An 18,030-nucleotide genomic window follows, 5' to 3' on the forward strand; every position below is an offset into this window, starting at 1 on the left:
CGGCGATTTAACTGTTTTGCCCTGCTCCGGTCGTCAGGGCCTTGCGCATTGCCTTGCCGGCAGCACCCGATTCGATCATGTCAGGATAGCGCTGTTTCAGGACGCTCATGCAGCGCCCCAGATCCTTCAGCTTGGACGCGCCCAGATCCTCGACAACTTCCTCGACCGCCTGGTCCAGCGCCTTACCGGCCAGAGGCACCGGCAGGAACTGCTCGATGACCTCAATCTCCTCGCGTTCGCGAATCGCATCTTCGATGCGACCGGCATCATCATATTCGCGCGCCGCAATTTCGCGCTGCGCCACCATGGTCTCCAGCACTTTGCGCACATCTGCCTCGGGACAGCCTTCGCCGTCACCTCGCCCGCGTGCGCACACATCGCGGTCCCGGATCGCACAATCGATCAGGCGAAGCGTCGCCAGACGCACCGAACTGTCGGGCTTTTCGCTCTCGACTTTCAGCGCATGCGCCACCTGCGTTTTCAGTGTCATCTTACAAGATTTGTCTTCACGGCCCATTCTAAATACGCCTTTCACACCAGCGCAGCGGCACACCGCTTGACGCCAAGGGGACTCGGCCCCATTAACCGGGCAAAATGTCGGACGATAGAGTTAAAGGTCCGACAACAGGCCCGGAAGGGAAGCGAAATATGTCCGACACAGAAAAAAAGCAAGACAAGACAACTGCCACGGGAGCTATCGCCTTGGCAGACGGGACAATTTTCCTCGGCGCAGGCGCCGGGGCTGAAGGAATCCGCGTCGGTGAGCTGTGCTTCAATACGGCCATTACCGGCTATCAGGAGATCCTGACGGACCCGTCCTACTCCTCGCAGATCGTCCTGTTCACATTCCCTCACATCGGAAATGTTGGCGCCAACGCAGAAGATCATGAAGAATCTTCAGCGCCTGCAACAGATGCAGCGCGCGGCACGATTTTCCGCGAGCCGATCACGGCGTCCTCAAACTGGCGCGCCGGTGAAGGCTTTGACGCGTGGCTGGCCAAGCGCGGCATTGTTGCCCTGTCTGGCGTTGATACCCGCGCGATCACTCGCCTGATACGCGAAAACGGCATGCAGAAAGCCGCCATCTGCAACAAGCCGGATGGCAATATCGACCTCGACGCCCTGATCGAAACGGCGCGCAGCTGGAACGGCCTGGAAGCCGCTGACCTGGCCGCTGTGGTTGATACGGACGCCTCATTCGAAAACACCGAACAATTGTGGACGACCGAGCATGGCTACGGCCAGCTTGAAGACGCCCGGTATCATGTCGTTCTGGTGGATTTCGGTGTTAAGAAGAACATCCTGCGCAATTTGGCCCAAGTCGGCATTCGCGCCACAATCGTGAACGGCGATACGAGCGCGGAAGACATCTTCGCGCTGAAGCCAGATGGTGTGGTCTTCTCCAATGGCCCGGGCGACCCGGCCGCCACAATCCAGCGCTCCGGCGACATGATCCGCGCGGTCATTGACAGCGGCCTGCCGATCCTCGGCATCTGTCTGGGCCACCAGTTGCTCGCATTGTCGCTTGGCGCACAGACAATGAAAATGGCGCAGGGCCACCATGGCGCAAACCATCCGGTCAAGGATCTTGCCACCGGCAAGGTGGAGATCGTGTCCATGAATCATGGCTTCACGGTTGACCCCAAGACGCTGCCTGATGGTGTGGAAGAGAGCCACCGCTCCCTGTTCGACGGCACCAATTCCGGCCTCGCGGTGAAAGATCGCCCGATCATTTCCGTACAGCACCACCCGGAAGCCAGCCCCGGACCGCAAGACAGCTTCTACCTGTTCCAGCGTTTCGCGGACCTGATGGCAGCTGCCGGGAAATAGCCCCGCAACAGCGCCCTTAAAAACCAGCCCCCGCATGACTGCGCCCCTCCCCCTGCCAGGCGACAACCGTCTCGGCTGCGTGATCGAAGACCTGGCCAGTAAGGGCTGGTCCTGGCAGCCGGGCTTTTTGCCGGATGCCCTGCTGATCGCCTTGCGTGAAGAGATTCATGCGCTGGAGGCAGAGGCCGCGCTGGCCCCGGCAGGGATCGGCCGCGAAGATGCCTTTCAGGTTGATCACTCCATCCGCAAGACGCGCATCACCTGGCTGGACGATTCCAGCCCTGCGCAGCTGGCCTTCTCCGACTGGGCGGAACATCTGCGTGAAGCCCTGAACCGCTCGCTGCTGCTGGGCCTCTTCGAATTCGAGGCTTGCTACGCAGTCTATCCGCAAGGCGGCTTCTATGACCGCCATCTCGACAGTTTCGAGGGGGCGAAGAACCGGATCGTCTCGCTCGTCGTCTATCTCAATGATGAGTGGAGCGAAGATGATGGCGGCGCTCTGGTCGTCTGGCCGGAAGGCGCAGGAGAGGATGACACGCCTGCCGCAACCCTGGTGCCGGAAGGCGGCGGCGTGGTACTGATGCTTTCAGAGGCCATCCCACATGCAGTGCAGCCAACCGCGAGGCAGCGCTATGGCATTGCCGGTTGGTGGCGCGTGAACCAGGCGATAGACGGACAGGTCATCCCGATCAGCTGACCCTAGCGCAGGCTTCTCAGCATGATCTCGAACACTTCGAGCACCCGCTCGACTGTGGCACCATTTCTTCCGCGCGCCAGGGCAAAGCCAGAGCCGTTCAAAGCACCCTGCACGATTATGGCCGAGGCATCGGCCCGTTCCGGGGCAATTTTTCCCTTGTCGACCAGGAACTGGATTCCAGCCCGCACATTCTGCTGGCCGAGGTCATGATCAGCCTCATACCATTCTGCAAGGCCCAGAGCCCGCGGGCCGTCCAGCAGCACGATGCGTTGATAGTCTGTCCGTATGACCCAGTTGAAATAGACGCGCGCGCCAGCAAGGAAAGCCGCATACGGGTCCTCCGCGGACATCGTATCCACCGCCGCAATGCGGGCTTCCTTGTCCATCGTGATCTGCAGATCACGCCAGACTTCATAAAAGAGTTGTTGCTTGTTCTCGAAATGGTGGAACAGCGCGCCTTTAGTGATGCCCGCCTCAACCACGATACTGGCAATGCTCGCGTCAAACCCCTCTTCCGAAAACCGGTTTCGAGCGGCTTTCAGGATCGCTGTGCGCGTTTCGCGAGCTTTTCTGGCACGAGGCTTAGGCATGGCGGCTTTTCAGTTGTCCACTTAACATACCAGTGGTATGTAAAATCACCAATGTGGACTTTTCCGGGTCTGCAAGGCCCGGAACGGCACCACCAACACCACAACAGGCTGGGTGGCTTTCCGAAACCGCATTGCCATAAGGGGACGCGGGGCGACCGCGCGAACAGGCTCCAATCCTGTACGCGCGGTCGTCTTGATTCAAAGGCGCAAAGCCAAACTGGCCATCGCTCAGAAATCGCATAGCAAACACTATCAAATTCCCTCCTAACCTGTAATTCTCACTACAGGTTAGGCGGAAAATGACAAGTCGGCAGAAGCGCCTTCTGAGGCAGATGATGCCACCGCCTGCCCCTGAAGTGCAGGCGAGGATTTTAGCCTAGTCTGCCGCCGAAAACCGTACTGTCGCAGAGGCGCCTGCCGTCTCTGCGGTATAGCCAGGCTGACCTCCACCCAGAGAGATCACGGCCTCGCCGCCGGTGGGCGTCACGAAATTGCCGTCAGTGTCATAATAGCCGAGCCGATCTGGAGACAGGTTGAACGTCACCGTCCGCGTCTCGCCCGGGTCCAGCTCCACCACGTCAAACGCGATCAGTTCCACCTTCGGCACTGAGGCGTTTGCCCGTTTTTTGTGCTGGATATAGGCCTGCACCACTTCGCACCCCGCCATATCGCCCGTATTGGTCACCGTTACGCTGACCGGCAGCGGCTGGCTCGCATCATGGCTTTCCGGCACAGACAGGCCATCATAGCCGAAGCTTGTATAGGAAAGCCCATAGCCGAACGGATACAGCGGCTCGCCTTCATAGTATTTGTAGGTGCGGTTCTGCATCGAATAGTCGCCAAAGTCCGGCAGGTCCTCGACCGATTTATAGAACGTTACTGGCAGGCGGCCGGACGGGCTGTAGTCACCCCACAGAAGGTCTGCGATGGCATTGCCCGCCTTCTCCCCCGGATAGAAGGCCTGCACGATGGCCGGCAGATTCTCGCTTTCCCAGTTGAGCCCCATGGCAGAGCCGGAGAAATTCACCATCACGACCGGCTTTCCGGTCGCATACAGATCTTTCAGTAGGCTCTCCTGGCTTTCCGGCAGTTTGATGTTCGTGCGGTCCCCGCCAAGGAAGCCGTCCAGTTCGACGCCCATTTCCTCGCCTTCAAGATTGGCATCAATGCCGCCAAAGAACAGGATCACATCGGCGTCTTCGACCGCCGCCATGGCCTCGGCCTTCATATCCCGCGAGACATCCGTCCAGTTCAGATAGGCATATTTGTCGAGTTGGTCGCGTGGCCAGCCGCTGTCGAATTTCAGCGTCATCTTCACGCTGTAGGGTTCGCCTGCCGTCATCGCGATATCGTCGCGTTCGCCAACTTCCTGGCCATTGATCTCGACCGTGGACCAGCGCGACGGCTGGAAGCGGTAGACCCCATCCGTCTCCGGAACGATCACGCCTTCCCAGGTGGCGCCGAATTCATCATTCAGCCCGCCCGTGCTCGGTGTGCGGTCCCAGTAGAAATCGATCTTGTCTTCCACCTTCTCGACCGCAGGGTCGCCTGAAAGATCCTTCTCGACATAATAGGCTGCCTTCACGCCGGGCACCAATTCGCCTGTCTCATCCTCATGGAACAGAACGGACGCCGGCACCGGCTTGTAGTTGGAATAATTGTCGCCCGCGATGGTGGAGCCGACCGCATAGGTCACATTCTCTGCGCCCACTTTCGCCGTCACGCCTTCCAGCGCCGTAACAGGCTGTGTCGGGCGGCCATAATAGTTCGCCACCAGCGTCCACCAATTGTCGGCATTCGGACCGATCACCGCCACCTTTGTCTCCGGCGCCAGCGGCAGGATGCCGTCATTTTTCAGCAGGACCAGAGATTGCCGCGCAGTCTTTTCCGAAAGGGCAAGGTGCTCGTCATTCGCCACAATATCCAGCGGCAAATTCGCCCATGGCACCATGGCCGGGTCATCATACATGCCCAGTTTGAACAGCGCCGTGTAGAGACGAATGACCGCCTGATCTATGGTCGCCTCATCGATCAGGCCTTGCGCAACCGCGTCCGGCAACGCGTCCATCTTGTTGCCAAAACCGTCTCCGCAATTCAGATCCGTGCCCATCTTCACAGACAGGGCCGCGGCCTCTGCGCGTGTGTCGACATAGTCATGCGCCACGTAAGGCGCTTCGCCGGCTTCTTTCTTGGCTTCATCATAATAGAAGTCGCCAATCGCGCCGCAATCGGAAACGACATAGCCGTCAAAGCCAAGTTCCCCGCGCAACAGATCGACCATCAGCCGCTCGCTGCCACAGGCCGGCGCGCCCCAGACGGCATTATAGGCGCACATGACAGAGCCTACTTCAGTCTCGTCAAACGCCATCTTGAAGGCTGGCAGATAGGTCTCCCACAGATCTGCATCGCTCGCATGATAGTCATCGCGGTGGCGCGACGGCTCCGGCCCGGAATGAACGGCATAGTGCTTTACCGTCGCAACGGCCTTCAGATATTTATCGTCATCGCCCTGGATGCCATTGACGAAATTCACCGCCATGCGGCCCGTCAGGAACGGGTCTTCTCCATAGGTTTCCTGTCCCCTGCCCCAGCGCGGATCGCGGAAGATGTTGATATTCGGAGACCAGAAGGTCAGCCCGCCATACATGGCGTAGACATCTTCAGACGCATAATAATGATGCTTGGCGCGGCCTTCATCGGAAATCGTCGTCGCGACATCCAGCATCAGGTCTTCATCCCAGGTCGCCGCCAGGCCGATTGCCTGCGGGAAAACCGTGGCATGGCCTGCGCGGGCAACGCCGTGCAGGGCCTCATTCCACCAATTGTATTCATGGATGCCAAGGCGCGGAATGCCGGCGGCCTTGTCATACATCTGGGCCGCTTTCTCCTCCAGAGTCATGCGGCTGACCAGATCCGTCGCCCGCTCTTCCGGGCTGAGAGAGGCGTCCATATAGGGCAGAATCGCAGGCTCAGCGGCCTCTGGCGTATCCAGCGCAGCCTCAGGCGTCTCGGCTGGCTCTGTACTCGCACAGGCCGCCATCAGCGCGAGCGAGGCTGCCGCCCCCATAAGACTGAATTTATTGAATAATTTCCGGTTCAACATGGCTATTTCCTGCTCCCTCTGGATTATCAGGAGGGCACAGAAACAGCCAGGCGCCCCCCATATTTGAGGGCATTGTTGCACGCTAACATTTTTAAGGCCAGACGCTTTTTCGCCTTTTTCGCGGGGCCCGCAACCGGTTCCCTAGACCGGCTTCAGCGTCTTCGGATTGATCCCGCCCATGCGGCAGACTTCCTTCCACTCATCGGCCTTCACCGGCTGAACGGACAGGCGGAAAGACGTCACCAGGCTCATCTCCTCCAGCGTCGGATTGGCCTTCACCTCTTTCAGCTTCACCGGCTTCGGCATGTCGGCCAGCGCCCGCACATGAACACAATCCCAGCGCTCATCATCGGTCGTGGAATCCGGCGCGCTCTCGGCGGAAATCTCGACAATGCCGACCACTTCCAGCCCTTTGTTGGAATGATAGAAAAAGCCCCGGTCGCCCACTTTCATGTCGCGCATGAAATTGCGCGCCTGATAGTTGCGGATGCCGGACCATTCCTCGCCCTCATCGCCCTTGGCCTTTTGCTGCTCCCAGCTCCAGGCGTCCGGTTCGGATTTGAACAGCCAGTATTTCATCTATCCTGCCTCACTCTGTCTGCGTGTGTCTTGACCTAATAGGATTCCGGGCCGCGTCCAGTGCTGCGCGGACAAGACGCTGATACGCCGCCCAGCCCTTATAGTCTGCCATCTCCGGCGTGATGCCCTGCCAGGCCGCCTCGAATGCATCCACGGCCCCCTCCCCCAAGAGCGCCGCGCGCAGCGGATCCATCACGATGCGGATGGTGAACAAGACCGCGCCCGTCTCTGGCAGTTTGGTGATCGTCTGGCGCTCAACTCGCAAATGCAGCACATCCAGCGCCGCCTCATCCGGCGCCTCACCGGCCAGTGCCTTCAGCGGCGCGGAGCTGGGCGTGAAGCGCGCATCGCCTGCCTGAACGGTCCAGTTGAACCGCTCAAGCATCAGACCCGGCTGCAGCCCGTCGAAGATGCGGGAGATCCTCCTCACCAGATCCGGGGTCGCACCAGGAACAGGCGCGTGCAGACCGCCCAGCGGTTCGCCAATCTTGTCAGAAAGCCGCCAGAAGGTCGGCGCGCATAGGCTTGCCGCCTGTAACTGCCACAGCCCGTCATCTCCTCGCATCATCAGGCAGAGATCATCGGACACCTCCGCAGATGCGGCCTCCAGCGGCGTCGGCCAGCTGGCTTCAGGCGTGCCCTGCCCCAGCGCAGCCAACACCAGCTGCCCCGCCTCAACCATCTCGGCCTCTGCTCCGTGGGCGGCAAACACCTCTTCGCGCCGTGCCTGCATCAGCGCCCGTTTCGGCGCCAACCAGGCGTTGGCCTCCGTATCGGGAGTCAGCCAATCCTCAGCCGCAATCGGCTTCAGGCCAGGGGTAAGGCCCGGTGGACCGCTTAGAAAAGGCAGATAGGGCGGCGCGCGCATTCCGCGTCTCAGACGGGCACTGCCGCGCCCCAGCTGACATAGCCTGCAATTCTGGGCGTAGACGGAAGATACATCGTCTCCGTCCCGTCCAGACGAAACCCGGCCGACGCAAACATGGCTTCGGTGTCGCGTGTCAGATGGCACCCGCCGCCGAGGGGCTTCCAGACCGGCTCTACCCGGCGCTGCCATTTCGCAACGCCTTCATCAGGCGCCAGGCCATGCTCTGAAAACAGGATCTTCCCATCCGGCTTCAGCACGCGGCGCACTTCGCGCAGGCTCGCCTCCCAATCCGGAATGGTACACAGCACAAATGTGATCACCACAGTATCGATGCTGTCATCTTCCAGCGGAATGGCTTCGGCGCCTGCCTGCAGGAATTCGATATGATTGCCGATGCCGAGCGCGCCCGCCTCGCGCCGCGCCTTCTTCACCATCGCTTCAGACGGTTCCAGCGCGTAGAGATGCTCCACCTTGCTGGCATCATAATAGCGGAAATTCGTGCCCGCCCCACAGCCGACCTCCAGAACCTGCCCCTCCGCCAGCGGAACAATTTTCTCGCGCTGCTTCATGATCGGTTTCGAACAGCATGCACAGGCAACGAGATGCGGAACAACGTAGCGATCCCACGGATTCACTGTCCGCCCTCCAGATCACTGGCAGGCATGTTCGTGTCGGGCGCATCTGCGGGCGCAGTGGCCGGGCTGTAGCCCGGATATTTCTGCCGCTGGATCAGGGTTTTCGTCCCCTCGGTCGGGCGCGCGATCAGGGCATCCTGCGAAATGTTGACGACATATTCGAACTTGTCGCCCATCGGCTGATAGGTGGCAGAGCCATAATCGGCATCAATGCCAAACCGCCCGCCCTGCTTCTCGGCCAGCGTATAGACATCCAGCCCGGGGTTCTGCGCCAGCGCGATGCCATTGGTCGTTGCCTCAGTCACTTCCGTCGTGGTGAAGCGACGCGACATGCGGCCCTCAATATAGTCCAGCCGGTAAATCGAATCATAGCCGAGCATATTGGCCATCGGCTTGAACTTGATGACCTGCGCGCCGACCTCGAACTGGTTGCCGCGCAACACGGGCTGAGTGCCATCGGCCTGTACGAGTTTGGTGCCGTCCGACAGGGTCATGTCCAGTGCATAGGTACCGTCCTCGCCCGGCACGGCGGCAAACTTGATATTGGCGGCGTAGCGTTCCTTGGTCAGGCGCTTATAGGTCTGCAGATTCAGGCCCGCAAAAGCGACAACCCCCGCAAGACCCAGAAATCCCACGCCAAACACGAGACGGAAAAAGCCCGATCCCGCTTTAAGCTTGGCCAGCTTCCCGAAGCCTGCAAACAGAAGCATCAGGCCAATGACCGCAGCAATTGCCGGCAGGATCCACCAAATCATTCCCATCACACCATTTCTCCTGTCTGCACCGCGCCTGCCAGCCCCACCAGGCCCGGCCGCCAAAGCCCTTATAACACCTTATTAACACTTGTTTAGCGCGTCAGATACCGCTCAGTTCCGGCGCAATTAGGGCAGAGCCTCCCCGCCCCTCTCCTGTCAGCTCGTCTACAGAGGCAATAGAGTCAGTCGCGCGCTTTTTTCTGCCCAGCCTGCAAAAATCCTGCTAACGCCACCAGCATGAACTTTCGTGACTTTATGCTGCTTTTCGCCGTCTGCCTTGTTTGGGGGCTGAATTTGGTCATCACGCGCTGGGTGGTGGCCGATCTTGGCGTGCCACCGATCTTCTTTGCGGCGACCCGCTTTGCTGGGGTTGCGCTGTTCCTGCTCGCCTTCCTGCGGCCCAAGCCGGAAGATTTGCGAATGCTGTTCCTGATCGCGATGTTCATCGGCGCGGTGCATTTTGCCCTGCTCTTCCTCGGCCTGCAGAATGCGGAGGCGTCTGCCGCCTCGATCACCGGACAGCTCGGCGCGCCCTTCTCCACGCTGATGAGCATGGCCTTTCTGGGCGAGACCATTGGCTGGCGGCGCGGTCTCGGCATCATGCTGTCCTTTGCCGGCGTTGTGCTGATTGCGTTCGATCCGGGCAGCTTCAGCATCTCCATCGGCCTTGTCTACATCACCATCGCGGCCTTTATCGGCTCAATCGGCGGCATCCTGATGAAGCGCATGGCCCCCATCAAGGCGCTGCAGCTGCAGGCCTGGGTCGGCCTGTTCAGCTTCGCGCCGCTGTTCATCACGTCCGGCCTTCTGGAAAGCGGACAGATCCAGTCCGTCATGCAGGGCGGGTGGCAACTCTGCCTGGCCTGGCTGTTTGCCGTAGTGGGCGTGTCGATTTTCGGCCATGGCGCATTCTATTCCCTGATCAAGAAATACGACATCTCGCTGCTCTCCCCGCTGACGCTGATGACCCCGGTCTGGGGCGTCATCTTCGGCATCATCCTGCTGAACGAGCCGATCACGGCGCGGCTGGTACTCGGCTCTGTTATCTCCCTGTCAGGCGTGTTCGTCATCGCCGTGCGCCAGAACCAGCGCTTGCCCGAAGCCTCCATCGTGGAGAAGATGAGCTCAGGAGGCAGCTGATGCAGATAGACCGCGTGGAGAGCCCGAACTTCAATGCCCGCCGCCAGGCGCTCGACATGCTGGTGCTGCACTATACCGGCATGGAAACCGGGGAGGCCGCGCTGCAGCGCATGTGCGACCCTGCCGCCGAAGTCTCCGCTCATTACATGGTCTGGGAAGATGGCCGCATCACCCAATTGGTGGAGGAAGACCAGCGCGCCTGGCATGCTGGCGTCTCCTTCTGGCAGGATGATGATGACCTGAATTCCCGCTCCATCGGCATCGAGATCGTCAATGGCGGGCATGATGTCCCGCTGCCGGATGGCCGCCTGCCGCCCTATCCGGACCCGCAGATAGCCGCTGTGATTGCGCTATCGAAGGACATCCTCTCACGCCACATCATCCGCCCATCCCGCATTGTCGGGCATTCGGATATCGCCCCGGCGCGCAAGATTGATCCGGGCGAGCACTTCCCATGGGCGCAACTCGCCGCAGAGGGCATCGGCTATTGGCCTGCCCTGCCCGCCATGTCAGGCCGCGATGGCGGCAGCCTTCTGCCGGGCGACACGGGCAAGCATGTCGAGCGTCTGCAAGATACCCTCAAGGGTATCGGCTATGAACTGGCTGTGGACGGGATCTATTCGGATGAAACGGCCAGCATTGTGCGCGCGTTCCAGCGCCGCTGGCTGCCCATGCGGCTGACCGGACATGCCGGCGCGGGCACGCTGGCGCGCATCGCGCAGATTCATGCGGGGCTGGAGGCCTCTTCCGGCTCACTGACCTCCTGAACTGAAATAGCGTCTTCCTCATCCTCTTCGGCGATGACGCCTTCCTTCTGCATCCGCGCGGCCCATTCCACTGCCAGCGCTGCGCCAAACAGCAGCGATGAGACGGACACGGACAGCCAGATGAAGCCCAGAATTACAGAGGCCAGCGCGCCATAGAATGTGTCGAGCGCGGTGAATTTCAGATAGAGGTGATAGCCCCACGTCGCGACCAGCCAGGCCAGAGACCCGGCCGCCGCGCCCAGCGCCTTGGCCTTGTGCCCGCTGATCCGCCCGCTCAGGGACAGCGCGATAATCAGATAGAAGATCACAAAGCACGCAATCCCCTTCCCCAGCCACAACTGGGCGGCAATGTCGGAAATCGTCTGCGCCAGGTCGAACGCGATGAAGCCGTCGCGCTCTGTCACGATGGACAGGATCAGCTGCAACGCGCCCAGAATCCACACCGACAGGATCAGCAGCGCCGTCATCAGGATCGACACGCCCTGGAAGCGGATAATCTTTGTGCGCCGTTCACTTCCCGCCACCATGCGGATGCCCGTAATAGCCGCCTTCGCACCGGAACTCGCCGTATAGAACACGACGATCACCGCGATCAGGGCCTGGAAGGTGATCACCTGCGGCGTCGATTCATGGATCGTGTCGAGGTCTGCCTTGCTGAGCGGTGCGACCGCAGAAACCAGAACCTGGTCAACCGTGTCGGCCAGATGCTGGCTGATCTCGCGTGGCAGCAGGGTGAAGAGCAGGGTCAGCGTCAGATAGACAATCGGGAAGATGGAAAACAGCGCATAGAAACTGATGCCGCCCGTCACAATGCGCACTTCCGGCTTTGACAGCCGGACCATGGCGCACCAGAGCGGTCCGATCAGCCAGTGCTTGACCGGCTGGGGGATGGGCAGCTTTCGAATATAGTCCAGCATGCACGACGCTCCGGCAATTGTGCAATATATGGAGCAATTCGCGCCGCTCTCCCACCCCTGATGGGTTAATGCGAGAATTGAACATCACCCCCGCCTGAGATATATGCACCCCACATTCCCGTGTTGCCGCGGCTGCTGACCCCACGACAGCATGAGGAATTCACCATGTCACATCCCGCAAATCGGGCGGCGCGCCGTGCGGCTGCCCGCAACCATAATGGCGACCGCAAGGCAGAGCCAACCTATCGCGGCTTTGCAGACAAGAAGTGGCGCCTGATCTATCTGCGCCATAACAAGCTTCACAGGGCGCGCCAGATCGGCAAGATCTGGCCGTACCGGGAGTGGGAGAAACTGATGGCAGATGCCGTGCCTGTAAAAGTCCTGTTCGTCTGCAGCCACAACAAATGGCGCAGCCCGACGGGCGAAGCCGTGTTTGCCAATGTGGCAGGCGTGTCCGCCCGCTCTGCCGGAACGGCGCGCAGTGCGCGTCACCAGATCAGTCTGGCCGACATCCGCTGGGCCGACCTCATCCTGGTGATGGAGGACAAGCATGCGTCACGGCTGAGGGCCGAATACCGTCAGGACATCGCCTACAAGGCCATGCATGTGCTGGATATTCCGGACGACTATCAGTTCATGGACGAGGATCTTGTGGACATCCTGCGCGCCAAGTGTGAGCCGCTGATCTTCGGGGCCGAATAAGCGCCCCTCTCGTTCGGCCTACGGGCCGCATGTCCAGACGCCCTGATAGGTCCGCTCGGCGCCATCGGCGCGCTGGACCAGCAGGTCTGCGCTGTGGCTGACCGTCTCTGTACCGTCATTCACGCGCTTTTCATTGGGCGTCAGCGTCAGGGTCATGCCCTTGCCGCCAAATTTACCGCCTTCGGTCTCCAGTGCGCTGAAGCCACCCGTCTCTACGCCGGTCAGCGTTTCGGCATAGCCATTATTGTTGATGCCGCCACGCGGGCGGAACTCATCGCCGACATTGGCCTTGGCGACGAACAGAAGGGCGTTGTCAGGCTCGGTCTGAAAGCTGCAGCCCAGTTCCCCTTCAACATCCAGATCGGTATCGGCGGTGATCGGCAGGAGCTGGATGTTCGATCCATCTCCGCCGATTGTCTCAGACGTGCCCGCCTTGTCCAGCGGCTCACCCGTCTCTGCGGGGGTCAGCGCCGGAACCGCGTCGGGCTCTAAAGGCGTGGCATCCTCCTGTGAACAGGCCGCCACAAGGGCAAGAGACAGGGCGAGCGCGGTGACAGTTGCTTTCATCATGGCGTGAAAACGAACTGCCCCGCCTTCAGTTCCCGGCGGATGGAAACTTAATCTGCCGCCAGCGCCACTTTGCGGCTCTCATCATTCGCATCGGCAACAGATTGCAGCATTGCATCCAGATCTTCCCGGTCGAACACATTGCTGCCCAGTGTCACCATCTCAATGGCCCGCGTGGCGGAAATGTCTTCCAGCGGATTCTCCCGGAGCAGCACCATGTTCGCCTTGCGCCCCGCGCTGATCTCGCCGGTATTGCTGCCCATGAAGGCGGCCGGCGTCACCGTCGCAGAGGCCAACACCTCGGCCGGGCTCATGCCTGCCTCATTGATGGCCTCCAATTCGTCATGGAAGGAAAAGCCCGGCACCATGACCGGCACATTCGCATCCGTGCCCGCCAGAATGTCGACGCCATGTTCCAGCATCGCCTCGAATAGAATGTGCTGCGCCTCGGCATAGGCCTTCCAGTAGACCAGGCTGCGGGCCTGGCGGCGCGCGTCCATGCCTTCCGGCCAGCGATAGATATTCACCTCCGGCAGCCAGCCCATGCCACGCGACGTGATCACCGTGCCCTCGGCAATGCCCGGATTTTCATATTCCAGTTCAGCGGCCTGCAGCACATCCTTCAGATGGGATTTCTGGCGATGAAAGCTGTCGACCAAACTCATCGTGGAGGTCACCATGATACCCTCCTGCACCAGATGCGCGGCCACATCATCGCTCCGCTCCCGAACGAATTCCAAAAACGCCTCTGCCTGGTCTGGCCCATAGCCGCCAAACTCCTTGTCCAGCTGCTTGACCAGTTCTTCGATGTGCGCAATCTCGGACGCGCTGCCACGCCATACAGCATCCAGATCTGTCGCCATCGGAATATGCCCGACCAGCGGCATTCCGGCCTCGGCGGCAACCTCGCTCAGCTGGTCATAATTCTCCCGACTCAGATAACTGCTGGATTTCACCGCGTCATAGCCTGCCGCCTGAAAGTCTGCGACCGCCTGCTCTATTTCTTTCCGGTTACGAACAATGGTTTTGCGCTGTGTCCAGCCGACCATCACGCCTTGAAAGCCGACAAAGGTCGCAAATTGGGGCGCGACGACGAAAATCTCCGGCCCGACCCGGCCCGCTTCGATCTCTCGCTTCCAGGCCAGATTGTTCGGCTGGCCATTCATCTCGCGCACCTGTGTCACGCCATTGGCGATATAGAGCAACAGATCATTGGCGCTTTCCCACAAATGGACATGCGAGTCGGTAAAGCCCGGCACCAGATACATGCCCTCACCGTCTATGGCGCGAATGCCTTGCGGCACCTCCCCTGCCCCGACTGATCGGATCAGGCCATCCTCGACAATCACGGACTGGTCAGGAATGAAACGGTCCGCCTCCGGCGCCAGCACACTCACATTGACCAGCGCATAGGTCTCTGCCGCCTCGGCCTCAAGCTCCGGCTCGGCCACCTCAACAAAGGCGCCATACATTCGGTTCAGTTCGCGGTCGACGAACAGATAGCTCGACACCGTCCCCAGTACCGCAATCACCCCCACGGCCAGCAGGCCCCTGATTACCCATTTCATCATGATCGTCTCGCCTATCTAGTCACTGTCTAGATTTGCTCCTACAGGCACATCTAGACAGTGTCAAGTTTAATGCTATGATCCTCCACATGACAGCTTCATCCCCCTCTGCATCGCGCGCGAGTTCAAAACGCTACCATCATGGAGACCTTGGCCCGGCCCTGCTCAAGGCGGCGGAGGAAGAACTCGTAGAAAACGGCACAGAATCCTTCTCCCTGCGCGCCGTTGCCAAGCGCGCAGGCGTCAGCCATGGCGCGCCTGCTCATCATTTCGGGGATGCCAAGGGCCTGCTCACAGCGCTTGCCGCCATCGGCTATGACCGCCTGATCGCGGCACAGGAAGCCCGCCAGGCCGCTGCCGCAAAGGATACGACATCCCAGCTGATCGCCATCGGCCTTGGCTATGTCGATTTCGGCACGGCGAATCCCGCCCTGTTCCGCCTGATGTTTTCCTCTGAAAAACCTGACCGGACCGATGAGGCCTTCGCGTCCAGCTCCCTCACCGCGTTCGGCAAGCTGGTCGATCTGGTGCAGGCCGAAGTCGGCGCGGACCCGTATGCAGACACTGCGGCCATGAAGGATGTCGTCGCCTCCTGGGCCATGGTGCACGGCCTCGCGGATCTTATCCTGTCCGGCCGCATTGAGCGTCTCATGGGCCTCAGCCAGCGCCCGCAAGCGGAAACGGATGCCATCATCACAAACATTTTGCTCCGCCCCATAGAGCGATAGGGCCTTACGCGCCTTCCATCTGGCGTGGCCCGCGACTTTCCCCTATACAGCCCCCAGACCAGACGGCCGGGCAGCCGCTGGCATGCTGGTAACGGCATGTTGGAGGAAAGTCCGGGCTCCAGGGAAACAGGGCGACGGCTAACGGCCGCCCGGCGCGAGCCGAGGGAAAGTGCCACAGAAAGCAAACCGCCCCTTCTCGAAGGGGTAAGGGTGAAAGGGTGGAGTAAGAGCCCACCGCAGGCCTGGCGACAGGACTGGCACGGTAAACCCCGCCCGGAGCAAGACCGAATAGGGGGCGCATATGGGCCGTTTTCCGCCCGCGCCCCGGGTGTGTCGCGTGAGGTGCCTGGCAACAGGCATCCCAGAGGAATGGCTGCCAGATCTCCGCAAGGGGACGAACAGAACCCGGCTTACAGGCCGTCTGGTCTTTTCTCCCGGTCGCGTAAAGCGCGGCAATTCGATCGAGGATCGAATTGAGGGAGAAAAGGCCTGAAGCGCAAGCGAAGGCTTCTCCGGTGACGCTGCGCGCCTTCACGCTTGCCATGTCCCCGAATTCCCTGGCTTGCCGGCCCAGAAGTGTGTTGCGATGCCACTCAACCAAAAGTATAAGTTCGGTAAGCGCCCTGCCATTTGCCACGGGCCATTCTGAAGACAACTATCTCGAAAGGATATGGGGTGAAGAAATCTGGATTGGCGATGATTTGGGTATCTGTTGTCGTGGTCGCGGCGGGGCTTTTCCTTTTCTCTCGGACCGGACAATACCAAGAGGCAAAGCTCGATTTCGACAAAGCCGCCGTCCAGCTTGAGCTGTGCATGAAAGTCGTTCAGTCCTGCGACACGCCGCGGGACAATTTCGAGGCGGCCTATGCGCGTTACAGCAATACGGCTCCAGATCCGGTCTATAGTTATTTTGCGCTTGGCGCGGGTGGCGTTCTGCTCCTGCTCGGCACAATCCTCTTCGCCGCTGGGCGCATTGAAGAGTCAAACAGACTCGCGGCCGGCTAATCAGACCATTGCACAACACTGCCGCCCACCAGGTCAGGTATTCAGTACAACGTCAAACCCACCAAAGATCATCCGTGAACCATCGAACGGCATCTCCATGCCGGCCATGCGCTCATCCGCCATCAGCTTTTCCCATGCCGCATCGCGCGCCTCCTTGGATGGCCAGCTGATCCAGGATAGCACGACCGTCTCCCCCTCTTCCAGCTTCACAGCCATCGGCATGGAGGTCAGCTTGCCCTCCGGCACGTCCACGCCCCAGCATTCGACCACAGACAAAGCGCCCACTTCCTTGAACAAGTCAGCCGCTTTGCGGGCATGCTCCAAATAAGCCGCCTTTTTGGCCTCTGGCACCGCCGCAAGCATTCCATCCACATAACTCATATCGCACCTGTTGCCTCTCTCGCCCCCATTCTCCAATCCTATCTTCCAGCACAGGAGCAGACCATCGAAAACTTTGTCATCCTCTCCGGCTGCTCCGGCGGCGGAAAGTCCACGCTACTTTCGGCGCTGGCGGATCTTGGCCATGTCACCATTGACGAGCCCGGCCGCCGCGTGGTGGAGGCCGAACAGGCAAGCGGCGGCTCCGCCCTGCCTTGGCAGGATATGCGCGCCTTCCTCACGCGCGTCATAGAACTTCGCCGCGCTGATCATGACGCCGCCCGCGCCCAGACCGACCCGGTCTTCTTTGACCGCAGCCTGATCGATGCCCTGACCGCCTGGCATCACTTGACCGGCTCAGCCGAGCTCGCGCCGCTGGCCGGGCAATACCGCTATGCCCGCACGGTCTTCCTCACACCGCCCTGGCCGGAGATTTATGAAACAGACACTGGCCGCCAGCATGGCCTTGATGAGGCACGCGCCGAATATGACCGTCTACTGACGGCCTATCCCGCCCATGGCTATGACACGGTCCTGCTGCCGAAAGTGCCCGTGGCAGAGCGTGTGAGCTTCCTGCTGGGCCAGATTGACATGGACGCAAAGGGGGACTGAGACGGCCTTGTCCCACACCCTTTTGCGCTGAACCTGTTGTTATCACTGGCCAGGCGAAACCTGAATCCGACACAGTCATCGCCCGCGATAGGCTACGCGCCATGGATCGTCTGTTCGCCCCTCCCACCTGCCAGCTGCCGCCAGAGATGGAGCACTTCCGTTTCTGGGTCTGGGTTCAGCTGATTTTGGTGCGGATGTATATCCGGTCGATCAAGGGCCCGGGCGTACCGTTCCGTTATACCGTGAACCGGCGCGGCGATCTCATCGTGCTATATGTTGGCAAGACGGAGGCCGAACTCGACGCGGCCCTCGCCAGGCTGAGACAGCTGGAACCAAAGAAGAAAGATCCGATCGCGTGGGAGCCGTCGAAAGCGCTCACCGCCGCGCTTGATGGCAGCGGCCTCATCTCCGCTCACCCTGGCGAAAGCCGGGGCCCAGGACAGCAGGCTATGAACGCGCAGTTCTGGGTTCCGGCTTTTGCCGTGATGAGCGCCAAGGCTGCGGGATACATGCTGCCCCCACCCGACACCTGACCCATCTCTCTACGGATGAAAACTCAGTCTCTGGAAACGAAGCGCCTTCACGGGCG

Annotated in this window: 20 protein-coding genes and 1 other RNA gene; 10 read left to right on the forward strand and 11 right to left on the reverse strand. The window is 60.5% G+C overall.

Features of this window, described 5'->3' with window-relative positions; translation table 11 throughout:
- Positions 1 to 7: 7 nt before the first annotated feature.
- Positions 8 to 490 (reverse strand): GatB/YqeY domain-containing protein, encoded by a 483-nt coding sequence (locus tag HY29_RS06600; protein ID WP_034794556.1) that lies wholly within the window; start codon positions 488 to 490, stop codon positions 8 to 10.
- Between the two features lie 158 nt (positions 491 to 648).
- Between HY29_RS06600 and carA the strand changes: the two genes are divergently transcribed.
- The gene (gene carA, locus HY29_RS06605; protein ID WP_034794467.1) at positions 649 to 1,830 is read left to right on the forward strand and encodes a glutamine-hydrolyzing carbamoyl-phosphate synthase small subunit; all 1,182 of its coding nucleotides are present in this window, start codon (positions 649 to 651) and stop codon (positions 1,828 to 1,830) included.
- A gap of 34 nt (positions 1,831 to 1,864) precedes the next feature.
- Positions 1,865 to 2,527 carry a 2OG-Fe(II) oxygenase gene (locus HY29_RS06610; protein ID WP_034794470.1) on the forward strand — a complete coding sequence of 221 codons (663 nt, stop codon included), beginning with the start codon at positions 1,865 to 1,867 and terminating at the stop codon, positions 2,525 to 2,527.
- Positions 2,528 to 2,529: 2 nt separating this feature from the next.
- Here HY29_RS06610 and HY29_RS18335 read toward each other — a convergent pair whose 3' ends face one another.
- The 6 genes from HY29_RS18335 to HY29_RS06640 all read right to left on the reverse strand — a co-directional run bounded on the left by HY29_RS18335 (position 2,530) and on the right by HY29_RS06640 (position 9,063).
- The gene (locus HY29_RS18335) at positions 2,530 to 3,117 is read right to left on the reverse strand and encodes a TetR/AcrR family transcriptional regulator (RefSeq protein ID WP_051601214.1); all 588 of its coding nucleotides are present in this window, start codon (positions 3,115 to 3,117) and stop codon (positions 2,530 to 2,532) included.
- A 376-nt stretch (positions 3,118 to 3,493) separates the two neighbouring features.
- A complete protein-coding gene (locus HY29_RS06620; protein WP_034794472.1) occupies positions 3,494 to 6,220 on the reverse strand; it encodes a glycoside hydrolase family 3 C-terminal domain-containing protein in 2,727 nt (908 codons plus the stop codon).
- A gap of 141 nt (positions 6,221 to 6,361) precedes the next feature.
- Positions 6,362 to 6,799, reverse strand: coding sequence for an EVE domain-containing protein (locus HY29_RS06625; RefSeq protein ID WP_034794483.1), 438 nt, complete (start codon positions 6,797 to 6,799; stop codon positions 6,362 to 6,364).
- 10 nt (positions 6,800 to 6,809) lie between these two features.
- Positions 6,810 to 7,667, reverse strand: a complete 858-nt coding sequence (locus tag HY29_RS18340) for a heme-dependent oxidative N-demethylase family protein (protein ID WP_051601215.1) — start codon at positions 7,665 to 7,667, stop codon at positions 6,810 to 6,812.
- An 8-nt stretch (positions 7,668 to 7,675) separates the two neighbouring features.
- Complete coding sequence (locus HY29_RS06635) at positions 7,676 to 8,302, reverse strand: class I SAM-dependent methyltransferase (protein ID WP_034794487.1); 627 nt, start codon at positions 8,300 to 8,302, stop codon at positions 7,676 to 7,678.
- Entirely contained in the window at positions 8,299 to 9,063 is a 765-nt protein-coding gene (locus HY29_RS06640) for a hypothetical protein (RefSeq protein ID WP_034794490.1), read from the reverse strand. Before HY29_RS06640 ends, HY29_RS06635 begins: the two co-directional genes overlap by 4 nt.
- A 249-nt stretch (positions 9,064 to 9,312) precedes the next feature.
- Here HY29_RS06640 and HY29_RS06645 point away from each other — a divergent pair, with 249 nt between their 5' ends.
- Together HY29_RS06645 and HY29_RS06650 are read left to right on the forward strand one after the other, a co-directional pair.
- Entirely contained in the window at positions 9,313 to 10,197 is an 885-nt protein-coding gene (locus tag HY29_RS06645) for a DMT family transporter (protein WP_241765152.1), read from the forward strand.
- Positions 10,197 to 10,964, forward strand: a complete 768-nt coding sequence (locus HY29_RS06650) for a peptidoglycan recognition protein family protein (protein WP_034794495.1) — start codon at positions 10,197 to 10,199, stop codon at positions 10,962 to 10,964. Before HY29_RS06645 ends, HY29_RS06650 begins: the two co-directional genes overlap by 1 nt.
- Here HY29_RS06650 and HY29_RS06655 read toward each other — a convergent pair.
- On the reverse strand, positions 10,922 to 11,881 hold the full coding sequence (locus HY29_RS06655) for a YihY/virulence factor BrkB family protein (protein WP_081811265.1): 960 nt from the start codon (positions 11,879 to 11,881) through the stop codon (positions 10,922 to 10,924). The two genes, HY29_RS06650 and HY29_RS06655, sit on opposite strands and share 43 nt — an antisense overlap.
- A 165-nt stretch (positions 11,882 to 12,046) precedes the next feature.
- Between HY29_RS06655 and HY29_RS19680 the strand changes: the two genes are divergently transcribed.
- Positions 12,047 to 12,583 (forward strand): low molecular weight protein tyrosine phosphatase family protein, encoded by a 537-nt coding sequence (locus HY29_RS19680; protein ID WP_241765153.1) that lies wholly within the window; start codon positions 12,047 to 12,049, stop codon positions 12,581 to 12,583.
- 18 nt (positions 12,584 to 12,601) lie between these two features.
- On the opposite strand, the gene HY29_RS06665 is transcribed toward HY29_RS19680, so the two are convergent.
- Together HY29_RS06665 and HY29_RS06670 are read right to left on the reverse strand one after the other, a co-directional pair.
- Positions 12,602 to 13,153: a hypothetical protein gene (locus HY29_RS06665; protein WP_034794497.1), complete on the reverse strand. Its 552-nt coding sequence runs from the start codon at positions 13,151 to 13,153 to the stop codon at positions 12,602 to 12,604.
- 47 nt (positions 13,154 to 13,200) lie between these two features.
- Positions 13,201 to 14,721 (reverse strand): amidohydrolase family protein, encoded by a 1,521-nt coding sequence (locus HY29_RS06670; RefSeq protein ID WP_051601216.1) that lies wholly within the window; start codon positions 14,719 to 14,721, stop codon positions 13,201 to 13,203.
- A gap of 86 nt (positions 14,722 to 14,807) precedes the next feature.
- Between HY29_RS06670 and HY29_RS06675 the strand changes: the two genes are divergently transcribed.
- The 3 genes from HY29_RS06675 to HY29_RS06680 all read left to right on the forward strand — a co-directional run bounded on the left by HY29_RS06675 (position 14,808) and on the right by HY29_RS06680 (position 16,451).
- The gene (locus HY29_RS06675; protein ID WP_034794570.1) at positions 14,808 to 15,446 is read left to right on the forward strand and encodes a TetR/AcrR family transcriptional regulator; all 639 of its coding nucleotides are present in this window, start codon (positions 14,808 to 14,810) and stop codon (positions 15,444 to 15,446) included.
- A gap of 58 nt (positions 15,447 to 15,504) precedes the next feature.
- Positions 15,505 to 15,875, forward strand: an RNA gene (gene rnpB, locus HY29_RS18345) — RNase P RNA component class A.
- A gap of 267 nt (positions 15,876 to 16,142) precedes the next feature.
- The gene (locus HY29_RS06680; protein WP_034794499.1) at positions 16,143 to 16,451 is read left to right on the forward strand and encodes a hypothetical protein; all 309 of its coding nucleotides are present in this window, start codon (positions 16,143 to 16,145) and stop codon (positions 16,449 to 16,451) included.
- Positions 16,452 to 16,484: 33 nt separating this feature from the next.
- Here HY29_RS06680 and HY29_RS06685 read toward each other — a convergent pair whose 3' ends face one another.
- Positions 16,485 to 16,832: a DUF1428 domain-containing protein gene (locus tag HY29_RS06685; RefSeq protein WP_034794572.1), complete on the reverse strand. Its 348-nt coding sequence runs from the start codon at positions 16,830 to 16,832 to the stop codon at positions 16,485 to 16,487.
- A gap of 63 nt (positions 16,833 to 16,895) precedes the next feature.
- On the opposite strand from HY29_RS06685, the gene HY29_RS06690 reads away from it, so the two are divergent.
- Both HY29_RS06690 and HY29_RS06695 read left to right on the forward strand, forming a co-directional pair.
- The gene (locus HY29_RS06690; RefSeq protein WP_034794575.1) at positions 16,896 to 17,441 is read left to right on the forward strand and encodes an AAA family ATPase; all 546 of its coding nucleotides are present in this window, start codon (positions 16,896 to 16,898) and stop codon (positions 17,439 to 17,441) included.
- Positions 17,442 to 17,542: 101 nt separating this feature from the next.
- The gene (locus HY29_RS06695; RefSeq protein WP_034794502.1) at positions 17,543 to 17,974 is read left to right on the forward strand and encodes a hypothetical protein; all 432 of its coding nucleotides are present in this window, start codon (positions 17,543 to 17,545) and stop codon (positions 17,972 to 17,974) included.
- The last annotated feature ends 56 nt before the right edge of the window (positions 17,975 to 18,030 follow it).

This window comes from Hyphomonas beringensis (assembly GCF_000682755.1).
Taxonomy (GTDB): Bacteria; Pseudomonadota; Alphaproteobacteria; order Caulobacterales; family Hyphomonadaceae; genus Hyphomonas; species Hyphomonas beringensis.